A 15,041-nucleotide genomic window follows, 5' to 3' on the forward strand; every position below is an offset into this window, starting at 1 on the left:
CGCCATCCGGTCGTGCGGTCCGGCCGGAAGGGCAAGCCTAACGACCGGTGGTGCGCGGCTGCGCATCCCGCTGGCCGGGCAGCCGCGGGGTGCCGCCGCCGGTCCGGGCGGTGCGCAGGGCGAGCGCGGCGAGTGCTTCGGGGGCGCCGGCCTGGCCGCGGATGCCGGGGAAGGCGTTGATGTCGACGATGACGGGTTCGGCGGGGCCGTCGAGCAGATCGATGCCGTAGACGTCGAGGCCGAACACCCGGCCGACCCGGCGGGCCAGCTCGGCGCGGTCGGCGGGTAGGTCGGCGGGGCCGAACCGGCCTTCGGCGGGACCGGACCGGCCCCCGGCAGCGGCTCCGTCGGCCGGGAGGCCGGCGGCGGGGGCGGGGGCGGGGGCGGGGGCGAGTTCGGAGCGGCGGCGCTCGCAGAAGACCTGCCCGTCGACGACCCAGATCTTCTGGTCCCATCCGGTGTTGGCGAGGTAGGGCTGGGCGATCACGGGTTCGGCGGGCCACTGGGCGGCGAGGTCGCGCAGCCGGTCGGGGCCGTCGACGCGGGCGACGAGGTCGTGGCGGCGGCTGTGGCGGCTCTTCACCGCCAACGGGTAGTCGGCGTCGGAGAGTTCGCCGGCGAGGTCGGTGAGGCTCGCGGCGGTGCGGGTGGCGGCGAACGGCAGGCCGGCCCGGTGGGCGAGGTCGGCCATGGCGGTGCGGTCCTGGCAGAACCCGGTCGCGGCGGCCGAGTTGAGGACGAGGGCGCCACGCTCCTCCAGGTGCCGGGCGAGCGCGAGGGCGTACGGGGTGCGGGCCTTGAGCAGGTAGACGTCGGCCAGCGGGCCGGGGCCGATCCGTTCGGCGGGCGGGGTGGCGTCGGGGGTGGGGTCGATGGTCTCGACCCGGTGGTCGGGGGCCAGCAGCGCGGCGGTGGCGGCGAGCAGCGGATGGCCGGGGTCGGGGGTGACCAGGCCGATCCTCATATCGTCCCGCCCATGCCGCCGGTGACGAACCCGGCCCCGCCCACGCCGACCCCGGCGCCCTGTGCGGGAAGCCGCACCGGCTCCGGCACCGACGACACCGACGGCACCGGCACGGCCGCGACGGCGGACACGCCCGTCGGCACCGACACCGCCGAAGCCGCCGACACGCCCGCCGGTGCCGAGACCGCCGTCCCGGTGCGGGCCAGCCGCAGCACGGCGCGGGAGACCCGGGCCACCGCGTCCGGCACCTGTCGGAAGCTGGGGAAGTCGTTGACGTCGACGACCACCGGGCCGTCCGGGCCGAGCAGCACGTCCACGCCGTACAGGTCGAGCCCGAAGACCTCCCCCACCTGCCCGGCGATGCGCGCCACCTCGGTGGGGAGCGGCACCTGCCGCTCGCGCACGCCCTGCCCGGGGTGCAGCGGCGAGCAGCGCTCGGTCGCGTACAGCTCGCCGTCGACGCAGTACACCTTGAGGTCGGTACCGGAGTTGGGCACGTAGGGCTGGGCGATCAGCAGACCCTCACCGGCGAGCAGCGGGCCGAGTCCGACGAGGTGGTCGGGGGTGGGGACGAGCCGCACGGCCCGCCCGGAGCTGCCGTCGGCGGGCTTGACCACCAGCGGGTACTCGGACGCGGGGATCTCCGCGAGCCGTTCCCAGCGGGCCGCCGCGTACGTGACCGGGACGGGCAGGCCGCGGGTGCGCGCGATCACCGCCGCGAGCGCCTTGTCACGGACGCCGCGGATGGACCGGACGTCGTTGACGGTGGTGAGGCCGACGGCGGCGGCCGCCTCCAGGAGGGTGAGGCCGGGGCCGCCGGAGACGGTCTTGAGCACCCAGGCGTCGTGGCTTCCGGCCCGGACGGCCTCGGAGATCGCCATCAGCGAGTTCCCGGGGCGCAGCACGTCCACCCGGTGTCCCCACGCGGTGAGTTGGCGTACCACGTCGAGCGGCATGCCGTCGTGCCGGTAGTGCTCCTCGACCAGAAAGCAGAGCCTCATGAGCCTGTCTTCCCCCTCCTCGCCAGCGCGGACGTCCGCCGTTCGCGTCCGGCAGAGCTGTAAAGGCCCCAGAATGCCATGGCGCCTGCACACAAGATCGCCCGGCCTGTAAGCATTCGGCAACAATCGGTCCGAAATGCCCGGGCCCCGCCCGGCGGTGGGCGGACGGCCGCGGCGGACGGCCGACGGGGGCGACCGACGGGGGCGACCGACGGCCAACGGCGGGCGACGGACGGCCCGTCGACGGAGTCGACGACCGACCGCCGAAGCAAAACCGACCGCCGAAGCAAAACGGTGGCAGGTCCACGACGGGCCTGCCAGGATGCACGGCGTGACCTCTGACGATCTTGCAGCCGCCCGCCGCGCCCTCCCCGACCTCCTCTCCGGGATCGAGCAGTACTACGACGCCGTGCCCCGTTCCGCGGCCCGCGTCGAGGACTTCGGCCCGCTGACCCTGTTCGTCCGCGACGGCGAGGGCTGGCCGTACTACGCCCGCCCGACGCTCGGCCACTCCGGCCCGGCCGCCACCGCCGAGGACGTCCGCCGGGTACTGGCCCGCCAGCGCGAGCTGGAGCAGCCGCAGGCCTTCGAGTGGGTGGCCGAGCACGACCCGCAGCTGCGCGCGGCGGTGGAGGAGGCCGGGCTGACGGTGCACGAGCACCCGCTGCTGGTGCTCGGTCCGGACGACGAGCCGGCCGGGGCGACGCCGGCGTCGCCCGAGGGCGTGGAGGTCCGGATCCTGGCCGCCGGCGCCCCGGAGCTGGCGAGTGCGGTGGCCGTGCCGCATCTGGCCTTCGGCGAGCCGGGCACCGCCACGGGCACCGCAGGGCTGGACGAGCTGGCCGTCGCGGCCCGCGAGGCGGCGGCGGACGGCTCGGCCGCACGGGTCGCCGGGCGGATCACCGCCGGGAGGACCGTGCTCGCCGCGGCCGTCCAGGACGGCTCGGTGCTCTGCGCGGGCCAGCACAACCCGGTCGGCGAGGTCACCGAGGTGGCCGGCGTCGGCACCCTGCCGTCGGCACGCCGGCAGGGGCTCGGCCTCGCGGTCACCGCGGCGCTGGTCGCGCACGCGCGGGCCAACGGGGTGCGGACGGTGTTCCTGTCCGCCGCCGACGAGGACGTCGCCCGGATCTACCGCCGGGCCGGCTTCCGCCCGTTCGCCACGGCCCTGATCGCCGAGCCCGCCCAGAACGGGGCGTGACCGGCCCGCCCCGTCCGTCGGGCCGGGGCGGCGGACTCAGTCCGAGTCCTCGTCCTCCTCGCCGCTGACGCCCTCGCCCTCGGCCTCGTCCACCACCCACGCGGCCAGCCGCTCGGCGACGCCGGACACGCCGAGCCGCCCCTCGCGGATGGCCCGGGCGAGGCTGCGCACCTCGCGGGCGGTGGTGGCGACCGTGCAGCCGCTGGCCACCAGGTAGGCGTAGGCGACGGCGGTGGCGAACAGCTCGTTGGTCTTCTCCAGGGCCGGCACCCGGATCAGCTGGTGCATCAGGGCGGCGGCGCGGTCCTGCGGTTCGGGGTAGACGGAGATGTCGAAGATCTCGGCCTGGTGGCGGGAAACCGCCGCGAGCAGCGATCCGTAGTCGGTGACCTGCGGGTCACCGGGCGTGTACTGCTCGGCGGTCATGAGCAGCCACGAGAGGTCGACCTCCAGGTTCAACGGCGCACGTCCTGGAGGTCGGTCGCGCCACCGAACTCGGCCAGGAACGCCGTCTCGTACTCCTTCATGAACTGCGCGGCGGCGTCGACGAACGCCCGCCCGGCCTCGCCCATGTCCTGCTGGACCAGGCGCTCGATGTACTGGTTCATGCTGATCCCCTGCTGCTCCGCCCGTTCCCGGGCCATCTCCGCGGTGGTGGCGTCCACCCGGACGTTCAGCTGCTTCTTACCCATGCCCCTCAAGCTAGCGCCGAAGTGCTAGCACAACAAGGGCGCACACAGGCCCTCGTACGCCCCCTCCCCGGCCGCGGGCCACGGCTCTCCTGGGCCATGCCCCTGCCGCACGGCCGCGAACCCCCGCGAGCCCGCCGGGTCGAACGGCCCGGCGCGCCGGCGCCACCGGCACCGCCCCGAACGGAGGCATCCGCCCTCCCCGACCAGGACCGGCCGCCGCACCACCCACCGGCACCGTCCGCCGAGGCCGGCCGCCGCACCACCCACCGAGACCACCCACAGGGACCACCCACCGGAACCACCCCCACGAACCGGCGCGGAGAGGCCTGCGGAACCCCCTTGAGGAGCGAGACTTGAAGAGTTCTTCACCTTCCGAGATTCTGAACTGCCCCGAGCATTCCCTGGAGCGGCACCGACCGGTGTGGAGGCCGGCAATGACAGCCATGTTCGACCAGGAGCTGCGCGAGCAGCTCGACCAGGCCCGTAAGGACCTCGCCGCCGCGCGGGCCGACGGGGACGCCGACGGCGTCCAGGCGTACGAGGGCCGCATCGCCGGGCTGCTCCGGCTCGCCGCCCAGCACGGCGTCTCCCTGCCGCACAGCGCGGAGGAAGAGGAACAGAACCTGCACTGAGCGGCCCACCCACCAGCACCCCGGCCCCCGACGGCCAGACGCCAGGGAGGCGGCACCCGGAACCCCGGGTGCCGCCTCCCTGGCGTCTGTCGGCCCTCGTCCTGCTACTCGCCGACCGGCTCCAGGATCGCCACGCACTCGAAGTGGTGGGTCATCGGGAACAGGTCGAAGGCGCGCAGCGAGACCGGGCGGTAGCCGCCCTCGCGGAAGAAGGCGAGGTCCCGGGCCAGGGCCGCCGGGTCGCAGGCGACGTAGGCGATCCGGCGGGCCGAGAGGCCGGCCAGGTGGGCGACGGTCTCGCGCCCGGCGCCGGCCCGCGGCGGGTCGAGGACGATCAGGTCGGTGGACGTGATGCCGGTGCGCGGCAGCAGCGTCTCGACCCGGTCGCACTCGATCCGGACGTTGTCCAGCGCGGCCAGGTTGTGCCGGGCGTCGACCACGGCCTGCTTGGCCGACTCGATGCCGAGCACCGCGCCGTCCTCGCCGACCCGGTCGGCCAGTGCGCCGGCGAAGAGGCCGACGCCGCAGTACAGGTCGAGCGCGTTCTCGCCCCACTGCGGGTCGAGGCCGTCCAGGACGGCGTCGACCAGGGTGTCCGGGGCCTCGGGGTGGATCTGCCAGAAGCCGCCGTTGCTGACCCGCCAGGTCCGGCCGGCCGCGCGCTCGCGCACGAAGGAGCGGCCGTGCACCTTGTGGATGTTGTCGTGCTCGTCGATCCGCGCGATCGACACCGGCTTGTCCAGCTCGACCAGCGGCAGCTGCGCGCCCGGGACCGGGGTCAGCACGACCTGGCGGTCGGAGGAGCCCGCGGCGGCCATCACCTCGACGGTGGCGACGCCCGGCCAGTCGCGGGACTCGATGCCCAGCTCGCTGACACCCTCGGCGGCGATCAGGCAGCGGTCCACCGGCTGGATGTCGTGCGAGCGGTGCTTGCGCAGGCCGACCTTGCCGGTCTCCTGGTCGACCGCGTACTGCATCCGGGTGCGCCAGGCCGGCACCTGCCCGGCCGGGAGCTTGCCGCCGACCGGTTCGACGCTGCCGTCCCAGCCCGCCTCGGCCGGGGTCAGGCCGGCCAGCTTGGCCAGCTGCTCGGTGAGCACCTGCACCTTGAGCTTGCGCTGCCCGCCGGGGGTGACGTGCTGCCAGTCGCAGCCGCCGCACTTGCCGGGCCCGGCGAACGGGCACGGCGGGGTGATCCGGTCCTTGGCGGGCTCCAGGATCTCCACCGCGTCGGCGCGCAGGAAGCGCGACTTGGTGGTGCCCTCGGTGACCAGTGCGACGACCTTCTCGCCGGGCAGCGCGTGCCGGACGAACAGCACGCGGCCCTCGTGCCGGGCCACGCAGTGCCCGCCGCCGTGCGCGACCGGGCCGACCTCGACCTCGTAGCGCTCGCCGACCAGCGGGTCACCGCCGGGGCCCCGGGGGGCCGCCTCGGCGCGCGGGGCGCGGGTGGGGCGCAGCGCCTTCGGCGGGCGGACGGTCTGCTTGCGCGGACGGTCCCCGGCCCCGGCCTTGGCCTTGTCCTTGTCCTTGGCCTTGTCCTGGCGCGGCGCGCCGGCGGGGGCCGTACGCTCTCCGCGCGCGGGGCGCTCGGCACGTGCCGGGCGCTCGGAACGCTCGGTCTGCTCCGGCTCCGGGGCGCGCTCCGCCGGCGCGAGCGGCGCCGTCTGCGCGGTGAAGCCGTCGCGGTCGGTGGCGGCCGGGCGGACGGGCTTGCCCCAGCGCGGCCGGGCGACCTGCCCGGGCTTGCCGGCGCCGCCCTTGCGGGCGCCCTTGGCTGAGCCCTTGCCGGAGCCGCCGGACGAACCGGACGAGCCGTGGGAGCGGGACGGGGTGTTGCGGGTCACTGGGAGGAGTCCTTGCTGCTGTCAGCGGAGGCGGCGGTCGTACCGTCCGGCGTACCGGAGACCTTCGACTTTACGGCCTTCGGCGCCCGGGGCTCACCACGGCGGACCGCGCCCGGCGCCGACCAGGCCTTCTGCGGCTTGCGCCGTTCGGAGGACTCCAGCTGCCACGGCACCGAGGTCACCATCACACCGGGCTTGAAGAGCAGCCGCCCCTTGAGCCGCAGCGCGCTCTGGTTGTGCAGCAGGTGCTCGTACCAGTGGCCGACCACGTACTCCGGGATGTAGACCGAGACCACGTCGCGCGGGCTGCTGCGGCGCAGGTTCTTGACGTAGTCCAGGACCGGCCCGGTGATCTCGCGGAACGGCGAGTCCAGCACCTTGAGCGGCACCTCGATGCCGCGCTCGTCCCACTCCTGGCGCAGCGCCGCGGTGTCCGCCGGGTCGACGTTGACGGTGACGGCCTCCAGCGTGTGGGCGCGGGCGAGCCGCGCGTAGGCCAGGGCGCGCAGGGCGGGCTTGTGCAGCTTGGAGACCAGGACGATGGCGTGCACCCGGGTGGGCAGCACCACGTCGTCCGGCTCCTCGGCGGCGACCAGCTCGTCGGAGACCCGGTCGTAGTGGCGGCGGATCGCCTTCATCATCACGAACAGCACGACCATCGTGGCGATGGCGATCCAGGCGTGGCTGATCTTGGTGGCGAGGACGACGATCAGCACGGCCATGGTCATCACCAGGCCGAAGGTGTTGATCGCCCGGCTGCGCTGCATGTGGCGGCGCTTGGCCGGGTCGGTCTCGCTGCGCAGCTCCCTGGTCCAGTGCCGGATCATGCCGGACTGGCTCATGTTGAAGGAGACGAAGACGCCGACGATGTAGAGCTGGATCAGCCGGGTCGGGTCGGCGTCGAACGCGATGATGAACAGGATCGCGGCCAGTGCCAGCAGGATGATGCCGTTGGAGAAGGCCAGCCGGTCGCCGCGGGTGTGCAGCTGGCGCGGCAGGTAGCGGTCCTGGGCGAGGATCGAGCCGAGCACCGGGAAGCCGTTGAAGGCGGTGTTGGCGGCCAGCACCAGGATCAGGCCGGTGACGGCGGCGACGAAGTAGAACCCGGGCGTGAAGTTGGAGAAGACGGCCTCGCTGATCTGGGCGAGCGCGGTCTTCTGGTGGTAGTCGCCGCCCGCGCCGACGAGCTGCTGGGCGGGGTCCTCGGCCATCTGGACGCCGGTGAGGCGGGCCAGCCAGATGATGCCCATGAACATCACGACGGCGATCGACGCCATCATCAGCAGGGTGGTCGCCGCGTTCTTGCTCTTCGGCTTGCGGAAGGCCGGCACGCCGTTGGAGATCGCCTCGACACCGGTGAGCGCCGCACAGCCCGAGGAGAACGCCTTGAGCAGCAGGAACACCATCGCGAAGCCGGCCAGCGACTCGTTGCCGGGGGTGGGCTGGAGGTGGAATCCGGAGCTCTCGGCGGGCATGTCCTGCCCCAGCCCGAAGTGCCGGACCACGCCGTAGATCACCATGCCGAGCACGCCGATCATGAAGGCGTACGTCGGGACGGCGAACGCGCTGCCGGACTCGCGGACGCCGCGCAGGTTCATGCCCATCAGCACGATGACCACGACCACCGAGAGGGTCAGCTCGTGGCCGCGCAGCGAGGGCACCGCCGAGACCACGTTGGCCACCCCGGACGTGGTGGAGACCGCCACGGTGAGGATGTAGTCGACCATCAGCGCGCTGGCGACCACCAGGCCGGAGTTGGCGCCGTGGTTGACCGTGGCGACCTCGTAGTCGCCACCGCCGCTCGGGTAGGCATGGACGTTCTGCCGGTACGAGGCCACCACCGCGAGCATCACGATGGCGACGACGACGCCGATCTGCCATGAGAAGTGGATGGCCGAGGCACCCGCGAGGGAGAGCGTCAGCAGGATCTCCTCGGGCGCGTACGCGACCGAGGAGAGCGCGTCCGAGGCGAAGACGGGCAGCGCGATGCGCTTGGGGAGCAGCGTTTCCCCGAGCTTGTCGCTGCGTAGCGCACGCCCGATAAGGATGCGTTTCGGAAGGTCAGTCGGCATAGGCACGGTAAGGAATCGTAGGGGCTGTTCGCCGCGTGGTCCGACTTGCGTCCCCCCCTTCGTCGCGACTGTGTTCGGTGGACCGGCTAGCGTGTCGGATACGAGCAGGCGGGCAACACTCAGGTTGTCGAGCCCTGCGACCACGAGATCGCTCGCCCCGGACAGCGGGGCGGGGAAGGATGACGAACGGTGTTTGCGCAGGTCAAGAACCCAACGGGACGGGTGAGGTAGCGCCGGTGCACATCGTCATCATGGGCTGCGGCCGCGTGGGCTCCGCCCTCGCCAGAGCGCTGGAGAAACAGGGCCACTCGGTCGCCGTCGTCGACCAGGACCCGACGGCGTTCCGCCGCCTGGGCGCCGGATTCAACGGGCGCCGGGTCACGGGTGTCGGCTTCGACCAGGACACCCTGAAGGAGGCCGGCATCGAGGAGGCCGGCGCGTTCGCCGCCGTCTCCAGCGGCGACAACTCCAACATCATCGCGGCCCGCGTGGCCCGGGAGAACTTCGGCGTGGAGAACGTCGCGGCCCGGATCTACGACCCCCGCCGCGCCGAGGTCTACCAGCGCCTGGGCATCCCCACCGTGGCCACCGTCCGCTGGACGGCCGACCAGATGCTGCGCCGGCTGCTGCCCAGCGGCGGCGAGCCGCTCTGGCAGGACCCGAGCGGTACCGTCCAGCTCGCCGAGGTCGCGTACGACCCGCGCTGGATCGGCCACCGGGTCAGTGCGCTGGAGGAGGCCTCCGGCACCCGGGTGGTGTTCGTCACCCGGCTCGGCGAGGGCGTGCTGCCCACGCCCCAGATGGTGGTCCAGGAGGGCGACCTGGTGCACGTGATGGTGCGCCGGGCCGACCTGGTGGCGGTCGAGGCCGCGTTCGCGCAGGGGCCGAACGAGGAGGGTCACTGATGCGGGTCGCCATTGCCGGGGCCGGGGCCGTCGGCCGCTCGATCGCGGGCGAGCTGTTGGAGAACGGCCACGAGGTCCTGCTGATAGACAAGAACCCGAACTCCATCTCGGTGGAGCGGGTCCCCATGGCGGAGTGGCTGCTGGCCGACGCCTGCGAGATCACCTCGCTGGACGAGGCGGCGCTGCAGCGCTGCCACGTGGTGATCGCCGCGACCGGTGACGACAAGGTCAACCTGGTCGTCTCGCTGCTCGCGAAGACCGAGTACGCGGTTCCGCGGGTGGTCGCCCGGGTGAACAACCCGAAGAACGAGTGGCTCTTCAACGAGTCCTGGGGCGTGGACGTCGCCGTCTCCACCCCGCGCCTGATGTCGGCCCTGGTCGAGGAGGCCGTCAGCGTCGGCGACCTGGTCCGGCTGATGCGCTTCAGCCAGGGCAACGCCAACCTGGTCGAGCTGACCCTCGCCTCCGACACCGAGCTGGTCGGCACCCGGGTCGGCGACGTGCCGTGGCCGCCGGACACCTCGCTGGTGACCATCATCCGCGAGGGCCGGGTGCTCACCCCGGGCAAGGACGACACCCTGGAGGGCGGCGACGAGCTGCTCTTCGTGGCCGCGCAGGAGCGCGAGGAGGAGCTGGAGAACCTGCTCTCGGGCTCCCCCGGCGCCCGGTAACCCGGTCCTCACGCGCGAGCGGGCCCGCACCCGGTTCGGGTGCGGGCCCGCTCGCACGGCTCACTTCCGGTCGGCCTCGGCCGGCTCGTCGTCCAACTGCACCTTGATCGGCGGCGGCGCCTTCAGGAGGATCTGCCAGGTGACGTACATCGCCAGCAGCATCGGCGGGATGCCCAGGGCGACCTTGAGCCACCCGAGCAGGTTGACGTTGTGCGTGAAGTACAGCGGGAACAGGATCAGCGGCTTGATGCCCATGATCAGCACCCAGGCCCAGGTCGCCTTGGTGTAGGCGGCCAGCCGGCCCGGGTTCTGCTTGCGCCAGGTGAACATCTCGCCGGTGACCGGGCCGAGCATGACGCCGATCAACGGCCAGCGGACCAGCGCCGAGACGGCCAGGCCGATGCAGTAGCCGACGCTCCAGAGCAGGCCGGGCAGGTAGAAGTTCTCCGCCTTGCCGGTCTTCATCGAGATCCAGGCGCCGATGGCGACGCCGAACACGCCGGAGAAGGCGTGCTGGACGGTCTCCCGCTTGGCCAGGCGCGCCACCACGAACAGGGCGCTCAGGCCGAGCGCGGCCCAGGCGGCCGCCGGGACCTGGTGGGTGATGTTGTAGGTCACGATGAAGACCAGGCCGGGCAGCGTCATGTCGACCATGCCGCGCACGCCGCCGAAGGCCTGCATCACGCTCTCGGCGGCCTCCTTGGAGGCGGCGGCCTGCCGGGCCGCCTCGTCGTCGGCGGGGGCGGCCTCGACCAGGCCGAGCTGGGCGGCGGGCTCGCCGCCGGGCTGGATGCTCACGCTCATTCGCTCCCGTGTCCGACCGGACGCAGCTCGTAGCGGGGGTTGAACAGCACGCGGCGCCCGCGTGCGTGGCTGATCCGGCCGCTGGCGACCAGCCGGCGGCCGGGCTCTATGCCCGCGATGGAGCGCCGGCCGAGCCAGACCACGTCCAGCGCCTCGGTGCCGTCGAAGAGCTCCGCCTCCAGCGCCGGCACGCCGGCCCGGGGACGCAGGGTCACGGTGCGCAGGGTGCCCGCCACGGTGACCAGTTGACGGTCCCCGCAGCTGGCGATCGGAGTGCAGCCCGACTCCGCCGCGCTCTCCTGGCGCAGCTCCTCCGCCTGGAGCTCCTCCGCGGAGGAGGTCAGCCGGCTGAGCAAACGGCGGAAGCGGCCCTGCGGCTGGTCGCTGCTGTTGTCACCACTCATGTCGGAAAGGCTACCGGTATCGGGGCCGGCTGCGGCAGGTCACGAGGTCACCGGGGCACCCGGACGGGCCTGCCGGCCGGCCCGGCTCAGTTCTCGAAGCGGTAGCCCATGCCCGGCTCGGTGATGAAGTGGCGCGGGTGGGAGGGATCGCGCTCCAGCTTGCGGCGCAGTTGTGCCAGGTAGACCCGCAGGTAGTTGGTCTCCGTGCGGTAGGCCGGGCCCCAGACCTCCTGGAGCAGCTGGGTCTGGCTGACCAGCCGCCCGGCGTTGCGGACCAGCACCTCCAGCAGGTGCCACTCGGTCGGCGTGAGGCGGACGTCGGTGCCGTCCCGGTTGACCTTCTTCGCCGCGAGGTCGACGGTGAACGTGTCCGTGACCACCAGGGAGTCGTCCTCGCCGGCCACCGGCTCGGCGCGGCGGACGGCGGCGCGCATGCGGGCGAGCAGCTCGTCCATGCCGAACGGCTTGGTGACGTAGTCGTCGGCGCCGGCGTCCAGCGCCTCGACCTTCTCGTCGGAGGCGTGCCGGGCGGAGAGCACGATGATCGGCACCCTGGTCCAGCCGCGCAGGCCCTTGATCACCTCGACGCCGTCCATGTCGGGCAGGCCCAGGTCGAGGACGACCACGTCGGGGTGGCGGGCGGCGGCCAGCTCCAGCGCGCTCGCGCCGTCGTGGGCCGCGTCGACCTCGTACTTGCGGGCCTTGAGGTTGATCACCAGCGCGCGGACGATCTGTGGTTCGTCGTCCACGACGAGGACCCGGGTCATGCGGGCTCCGCCTTTCACAGCTGTCGGAAGGGGGTGGTCACACGTGGGAGGGGCGGTCCATGGGCTCCGGTGGCGGCGGCACCGGCTCGGGCGGCCCCGGCGGGCGGCCGGCGACGGGCAGGCTGACGACCATGGTGAGGCCGCCACCGGGGGTGTCCTCGGCGGTGATCGTGCCGTCCATCGCCTCGACGAAGCCGCGCGCGACGGCGAGCCCGAGGCCCACCCCGGCGCCGCGCGGCGCGTCCCCGTAGCGCTGGAACGGCGCGAAGATCCGCTCCTTGGCGTCCTCGGGCACGCCCGGCCCGCGGTCGACTATCCGCAGCTCGACCCGCCCCGGCCCGCCCGCCGGGACCAGCGCGTCCGCCTTGACCAGCACCTTCACCCCGGCCGGGCTGTACTTGACGGCGTTCTCGACCAGGTTCGCCAGCGATCGCTCCAGCAGCCCGCCGTCGGCCCGGATCATCGGAAGGCTCTCCGGGACGTCCAGCCGGACGGCCTCCGGCGGGACACCGCCCAGCGCGAACGGCACCACCTCGTCCAGGTCCGTCTCCTGGATGAGCGGCGTGACGGTGCCGGTCTGGAGCCGGCTCATGTCGAGCAGGTTGTTGATCAGGTGGTCGAGCCGGTCGGCGCCGGCCTCGATGCCGGCCAGCAGCTCGGCCTCGTCCTCCTCGTCCCACTCGACGTCCGCGGAACGCAGCGAGGTGACGGAGGCCTTGATCCCGGCCAGCGGGGTGCGCAGGTCGTGCGAGACGGCGGCGAGCAGGGCGGTGCGGATCCGGTTGCCCTCGGCCTCGCGGCGGGCCGCGGCGGCCTCCCCGGCCAGCCGGCGGCGCTCCAGCAGGACGGCGGCCTGCGCCGCGAAGGCGCCGAGCAGCCGGCGGTCCTCGGCGGGCAGCACCCGGCCGCGCAGTGCCAGCGCCAGCGTGTCACCGACCGGGACGTCCACGTCGGCGGTCTCGGGCCGCTCCGGCGGGTGCGGGCCGGCCGACGCGACCGCGTGCCAGGGGCCGAGCGGGTCGGGACGCTCCAGCAGCACCGCGGCGTCCTGCTGGAAGGTCTCGCGGACCTGCTCCAGCAGGGCGGTCAGCACGCCGTCCCCGCCCGGCGCGCCGCGCAGCAGGGTGCCGGCCAGGGCGCTGAGCGTCTGGGCCTCGGTCTGGCTGCGCGCCGCCTGGTGGGTGCGCCGGGCCGCGAGGTCGACCACGGAGGCGACCGCGATGCCGACGGCGGTGAATATCGCCACCGCCATGATGTTCTGCGGCTCGTCGATGGTGAAGGTGTGGATCGGCGGCGCGAAGTAGTAGTTCAGCGCCGAGGAGCCGACCAGCGCGGAGGCGATCGCCGGGAAGAGCCCGCCGACCAGCGCCGCGCAGACCGTCAGCGACAGGAAGAGCAGCATGTCGGTGGAGAGACCGAGGCCCTCGGTGTGAGTGAGCAGCAGCGCCAGCAGCGGCGGCCCGCCGAGGCCGATCAGCCAGCCCGCGACGGCCCGCGGCCGGCCGAGGTCGGTGACCTTGCGGATCGGGATCCGGCCCAGGCCCTTGGCGGCGTGCTCGTGGGTGACGATGTGCACGTCGATGTCGCCGGACGCCCGGGTCACGGTGGCGCCGACGCCCGGGCCGTAGATGTACTGCCAGGCGGGCCGGCGGCTGGTGCCCAGCACGATCTGGGTGGCGTTGACGCCCCGCGCGAAGTCCAGCAGCCCAGCGGCCGGGTCGTCGCCGAGGACGGCGTGGTAGGTGCCGCCCAGGCTCTCCACCAGTGCCCGCTGCTCGATCAGCGTCTGCGAGGAGCCCGACCCGGAGCCGACCAGGCCGTCCGAGCCGGAGATGTGGACGGCCAGCAGCTCGCCGCCGGACCCCCGGGCGGCGATCCGGGCGGCCCGGCGGACCAGCGTCGCGCCCTCGGGACCGCCGGTCAGGCCGACCACGATCCGCTCGCGGGCCTGCCAGGTGCCCTCGATGCCCTGCTCGGCCCGGTACTTCTGCAGGTACTCGTCGACCCGGTCGGCCGTCCAGAGGAGCGCCAGCTCGCGCAGCGCGGTCAGGTTTCCCGGGCGGAAGTAGTTGGCGAGGGCCGCGTCGATCTTCTCCGGCGCGTACACGTTGCCGTGCGCGAGGCGGCGACGCAGCGCCTGCGGGTCCATGTCGACCAGCTCGATCTGGTCGGCCCGCCGCACCACCTCGTCCGGCACGGTCTCGCGCTGGCGGACCCCGGTGATGCCCTCGACGACGTCGCCGAGGGACTCCAGGTGCTGGATGTTCACGGTCGAGACGACGTCGATGCCGGCCGCGAGCAACTCCTCGACGTCCTGCCACCGCTTCGCGTTGCGGCAGCCGGGGACGTTGGTGTGCGCGAGCTCGTCCACCAGCGCCGCCTGAGGGCGGCGGGCCAGCAGGGCGTCCAGGTCCATCTCCGTGAACGAGGCGTCCCGGTGGATCATCTCGCGGCGCGGAACGGTCTCCAGACCGGTGACCAGGCCGGCCGTGTTCCGGCGCCCGTGGTCCTCGACGAAGCCGACGACGACGTCGGTACCCCGCTCCAGCCGCCGGTGCGCCTCGGCGAGCATGGCGTACGTCTTGCCGACCCCGGGGGCCGCCCCGAGGTAGATCCGCAGCCTGCCGCGTCCCATGTGCACCATTCTTGATCCGGCCGACCCGGGGGACCACCCCGGACACCTGTTCCCCTCCCTTGGAGACTACGGCGTAACGCGTGATTCTCCAGCGATCGGGGCCCTGATCAGGCAGCTTTAGCGGCATATTGACGGCCGGCGGGGCCCCGGACCCTTCACTGCACCCTCTCCCCTGGGCACCCGGCCGCCGGCCCGGCGGAGGGCGGACGGCGCCGCGCCGCAATTTCCGGTGTGCCGCAATTTCCGGTGGGCTGCCGTTCCGGGAAACACAGAGCCCCGGAAACGCAAAGAACCCCCGATCCGTGATGGATCGGGGGTTCTTCGGAATGATTGTTCGGCGGCGTCCTACTCTCCCACAGGGTCCCCCCTGCAGTACCATCGGCGCTGTGAGGCTTAGCTTCCGGGTTCGGAATGTAACCGGGCGTTTCCCTCACGCTATGACCACC

The 15,041-nt window shown here is 73.3% G+C and carries 14 protein-coding genes and 1 rRNA gene; 4 read left to right on the forward strand and 11 right to left on the reverse strand.

What is annotated here, in order from left to right:
• Positions 1–37: 37 nt before the first annotated feature.
• Both J5Y04_RS35155 and J5Y04_RS35160 read right to left on the reverse strand, forming a co-directional pair.
• Positions 38–964 carry a RimK family alpha-L-glutamate ligase gene (locus J5Y04_RS35155; protein ID WP_209416596.1) on the reverse strand — a complete coding sequence of 309 codons (927 nt, stop codon included), beginning with the start codon at positions 962–964 and terminating at the stop codon, positions 38–40.
• Entirely contained in the window at positions 961–1,965 is a 1,005-nt protein-coding gene (locus J5Y04_RS35160; protein WP_209416597.1) for a RimK family alpha-L-glutamate ligase, read from the reverse strand. Before J5Y04_RS35160 ends, J5Y04_RS35155 begins: the two co-directional genes overlap by 4 nt.
• 331 nt (positions 1,966–2,296) lie before the next feature.
• Between J5Y04_RS35160 and J5Y04_RS35165 the strand changes: the two genes are divergently transcribed.
• Entirely contained in the window at positions 2,297–3,166 is an 870-nt protein-coding gene (locus tag J5Y04_RS35165; RefSeq protein ID WP_307853460.1) for a GNAT family N-acetyltransferase, read from the forward strand.
• A gap of 36 nt (positions 3,167–3,202) precedes the next feature.
• Here the strand turns inward: J5Y04_RS35165 and J5Y04_RS35170 are convergent, their stop codons facing one another.
• Complete coding sequence (locus J5Y04_RS35170) at positions 3,203–3,625, reverse strand: fic family toxin-antitoxin system, toxin component (RefSeq protein ID WP_209416599.1); 423 nt, start codon at positions 3,623–3,625, stop codon at positions 3,203–3,205.
• Positions 3,622–3,858, reverse strand: a complete 237-nt coding sequence (locus J5Y04_RS35175) for a toxin-antitoxin system HicB family antitoxin (protein ID WP_209416600.1) — start codon at positions 3,856–3,858, stop codon at positions 3,622–3,624. Before J5Y04_RS35175 ends, J5Y04_RS35170 begins: the two co-directional genes overlap by 4 nt.
• Positions 3,859–4,292: 434 nt before the next feature.
• Here J5Y04_RS35175 and J5Y04_RS35180 point away from each other — a divergent pair, with 434 nt between their 5' ends.
• The gene (locus J5Y04_RS35180) at positions 4,293–4,490 is read left to right on the forward strand and encodes a hypothetical protein (RefSeq protein WP_209416601.1); all 198 of its coding nucleotides are present in this window, start codon (positions 4,293–4,295) and stop codon (positions 4,488–4,490) included.
• A 104-nt stretch (positions 4,491–4,594) separates the two neighbouring features.
• Here J5Y04_RS35180 and J5Y04_RS35185 read toward each other — a convergent pair whose 3' ends face one another.
• Positions 4,595–5,950: a class I SAM-dependent RNA methyltransferase gene (locus J5Y04_RS35185; RefSeq protein WP_209416610.1), complete on the reverse strand. Its 1,356-nt coding sequence runs from the start codon at positions 5,948–5,950 to the stop codon at positions 4,595–4,597.
• A 383-nt stretch (positions 5,951–6,333) separates the two neighbouring features.
• Positions 6,334–8,415: an APC family permease gene (locus tag J5Y04_RS35190; RefSeq protein ID WP_209416602.1), complete on the reverse strand. Its 2,082-nt coding sequence runs from the start codon at positions 8,413–8,415 to the stop codon at positions 6,334–6,336.
• Positions 8,416–8,645: 230 nt separating this feature from the next.
• On the opposite strand from J5Y04_RS35190, the gene J5Y04_RS35195 reads away from it, so the two are divergent.
• Complete coding sequence (locus tag J5Y04_RS35195; protein WP_209416603.1) at positions 8,646–9,314, forward strand: TrkA family potassium uptake protein; 669 nt, start codon at positions 8,646–8,648, stop codon at positions 9,312–9,314.
• The gene (locus J5Y04_RS35200) at positions 9,314–9,985 is read left to right on the forward strand and encodes a TrkA family potassium uptake protein (protein WP_209416604.1); all 672 of its coding nucleotides are present in this window, start codon (positions 9,314–9,316) and stop codon (positions 9,983–9,985) included. Before J5Y04_RS35195 ends, J5Y04_RS35200 begins: the two co-directional genes overlap by 1 nt.
• Before the next feature lie 60 nt (positions 9,986–10,045).
• Here J5Y04_RS35200 and J5Y04_RS35205 read toward each other — a convergent pair whose 3' ends face one another.
• The 5 genes from J5Y04_RS35205 to rrf form a co-directional block, all read right to left on the reverse strand.
• Entirely contained in the window at positions 10,046–10,783 is a 738-nt protein-coding gene (locus J5Y04_RS35205; RefSeq protein ID WP_307853461.1) for a DUF3159 domain-containing protein, read from the reverse strand.
• 2 nt (positions 10,784–10,785) lie between these two features.
• The gene (locus J5Y04_RS35210; RefSeq protein ID WP_148645124.1) at positions 10,786–11,193 is read right to left on the reverse strand and encodes an OB-fold nucleic acid binding domain-containing protein; all 408 of its coding nucleotides are present in this window, start codon (positions 11,191–11,193) and stop codon (positions 10,786–10,788) included.
• Positions 11,194–11,279: 86 nt separating this feature from the next.
• Positions 11,280–11,960, reverse strand: a complete 681-nt coding sequence (locus J5Y04_RS35215) for a response regulator (RefSeq protein ID WP_209416606.1) — start codon at positions 11,958–11,960, stop codon at positions 11,280–11,282.
• A gap of 37 nt (positions 11,961–11,997) precedes the next feature.
• Positions 11,998–14,595: a sensor histidine kinase KdpD gene (locus tag J5Y04_RS35220; RefSeq protein ID WP_209416607.1), complete on the reverse strand. Its 2,598-nt coding sequence runs from the start codon at positions 14,593–14,595 to the stop codon at positions 11,998–12,000.
• Between the two features lie 332 nt (positions 14,596–14,927).
• Positions 14,928–15,041, reverse strand: a 5S ribosomal RNA gene (rrf, locus tag J5Y04_RS35225); the annotation flags it as partial.

The organism is Kitasatospora sp. RG8 (assembly GCF_017813315.1).
Taxonomy (GTDB): domain Bacteria; phylum Actinomycetota; class Actinomycetes; order Streptomycetales; family Streptomycetaceae; genus Kitasatospora.

What these genes read in the sequence shown, in the direction of transcription:
- J5Y04_RS35155 (WP_209416596.1), bottom strand. Translation starts at nt 964, where the DNA reads ATGAGGATCGGCCTGGTCACCCCCGACCCCGGCCATCCGCTGCTCGCC.
- J5Y04_RS35180 (WP_209416601.1), top strand. Translation starts at nt 4,293, where the DNA reads ATGACAGCCATGTTCGACCAGGAGCTGCGCGAGCAGCTCGACCAGGCC.
- J5Y04_RS35220 (WP_209416607.1), bottom strand. Translation starts at nt 14,595, where the DNA reads ATGGGACGCGGCAGGCTGCGGATCTACCTCGGGGCGGCCCCCGGGGTC.
- J5Y04_RS35200 (WP_209416604.1), top strand. Translation starts at nt 9,314, where the DNA reads ATGCGGGTCGCCATTGCCGGGGCCGGGGCCGTCGGCCGCTCGATCGCG.
- J5Y04_RS35160 (WP_209416597.1), bottom strand. Translation starts at nt 1,965, where the DNA reads ATGAGGCTCTGCTTTCTGGTCGAGGAGCACTACCGGCACGACGGCATG.
- J5Y04_RS35215 (WP_209416606.1), bottom strand. Translation starts at nt 11,960, where the DNA reads ATGACCCGGGTCCTCGTCGTGGACGACGAACCACAGATCGTCCGCGCG.
- J5Y04_RS35210 (WP_148645124.1), bottom strand. Translation starts at nt 11,193, where the DNA reads ATGAGTGGTGACAACAGCAGCGACCAGCCGCAGGGCCGCTTCCGCCGT.
- J5Y04_RS35175 (WP_209416600.1), bottom strand. Translation starts at nt 3,858, where the DNA reads ATGGGTAAGAAGCAGCTGAACGTCCGGGTGGACGCCACCACCGCGGAG.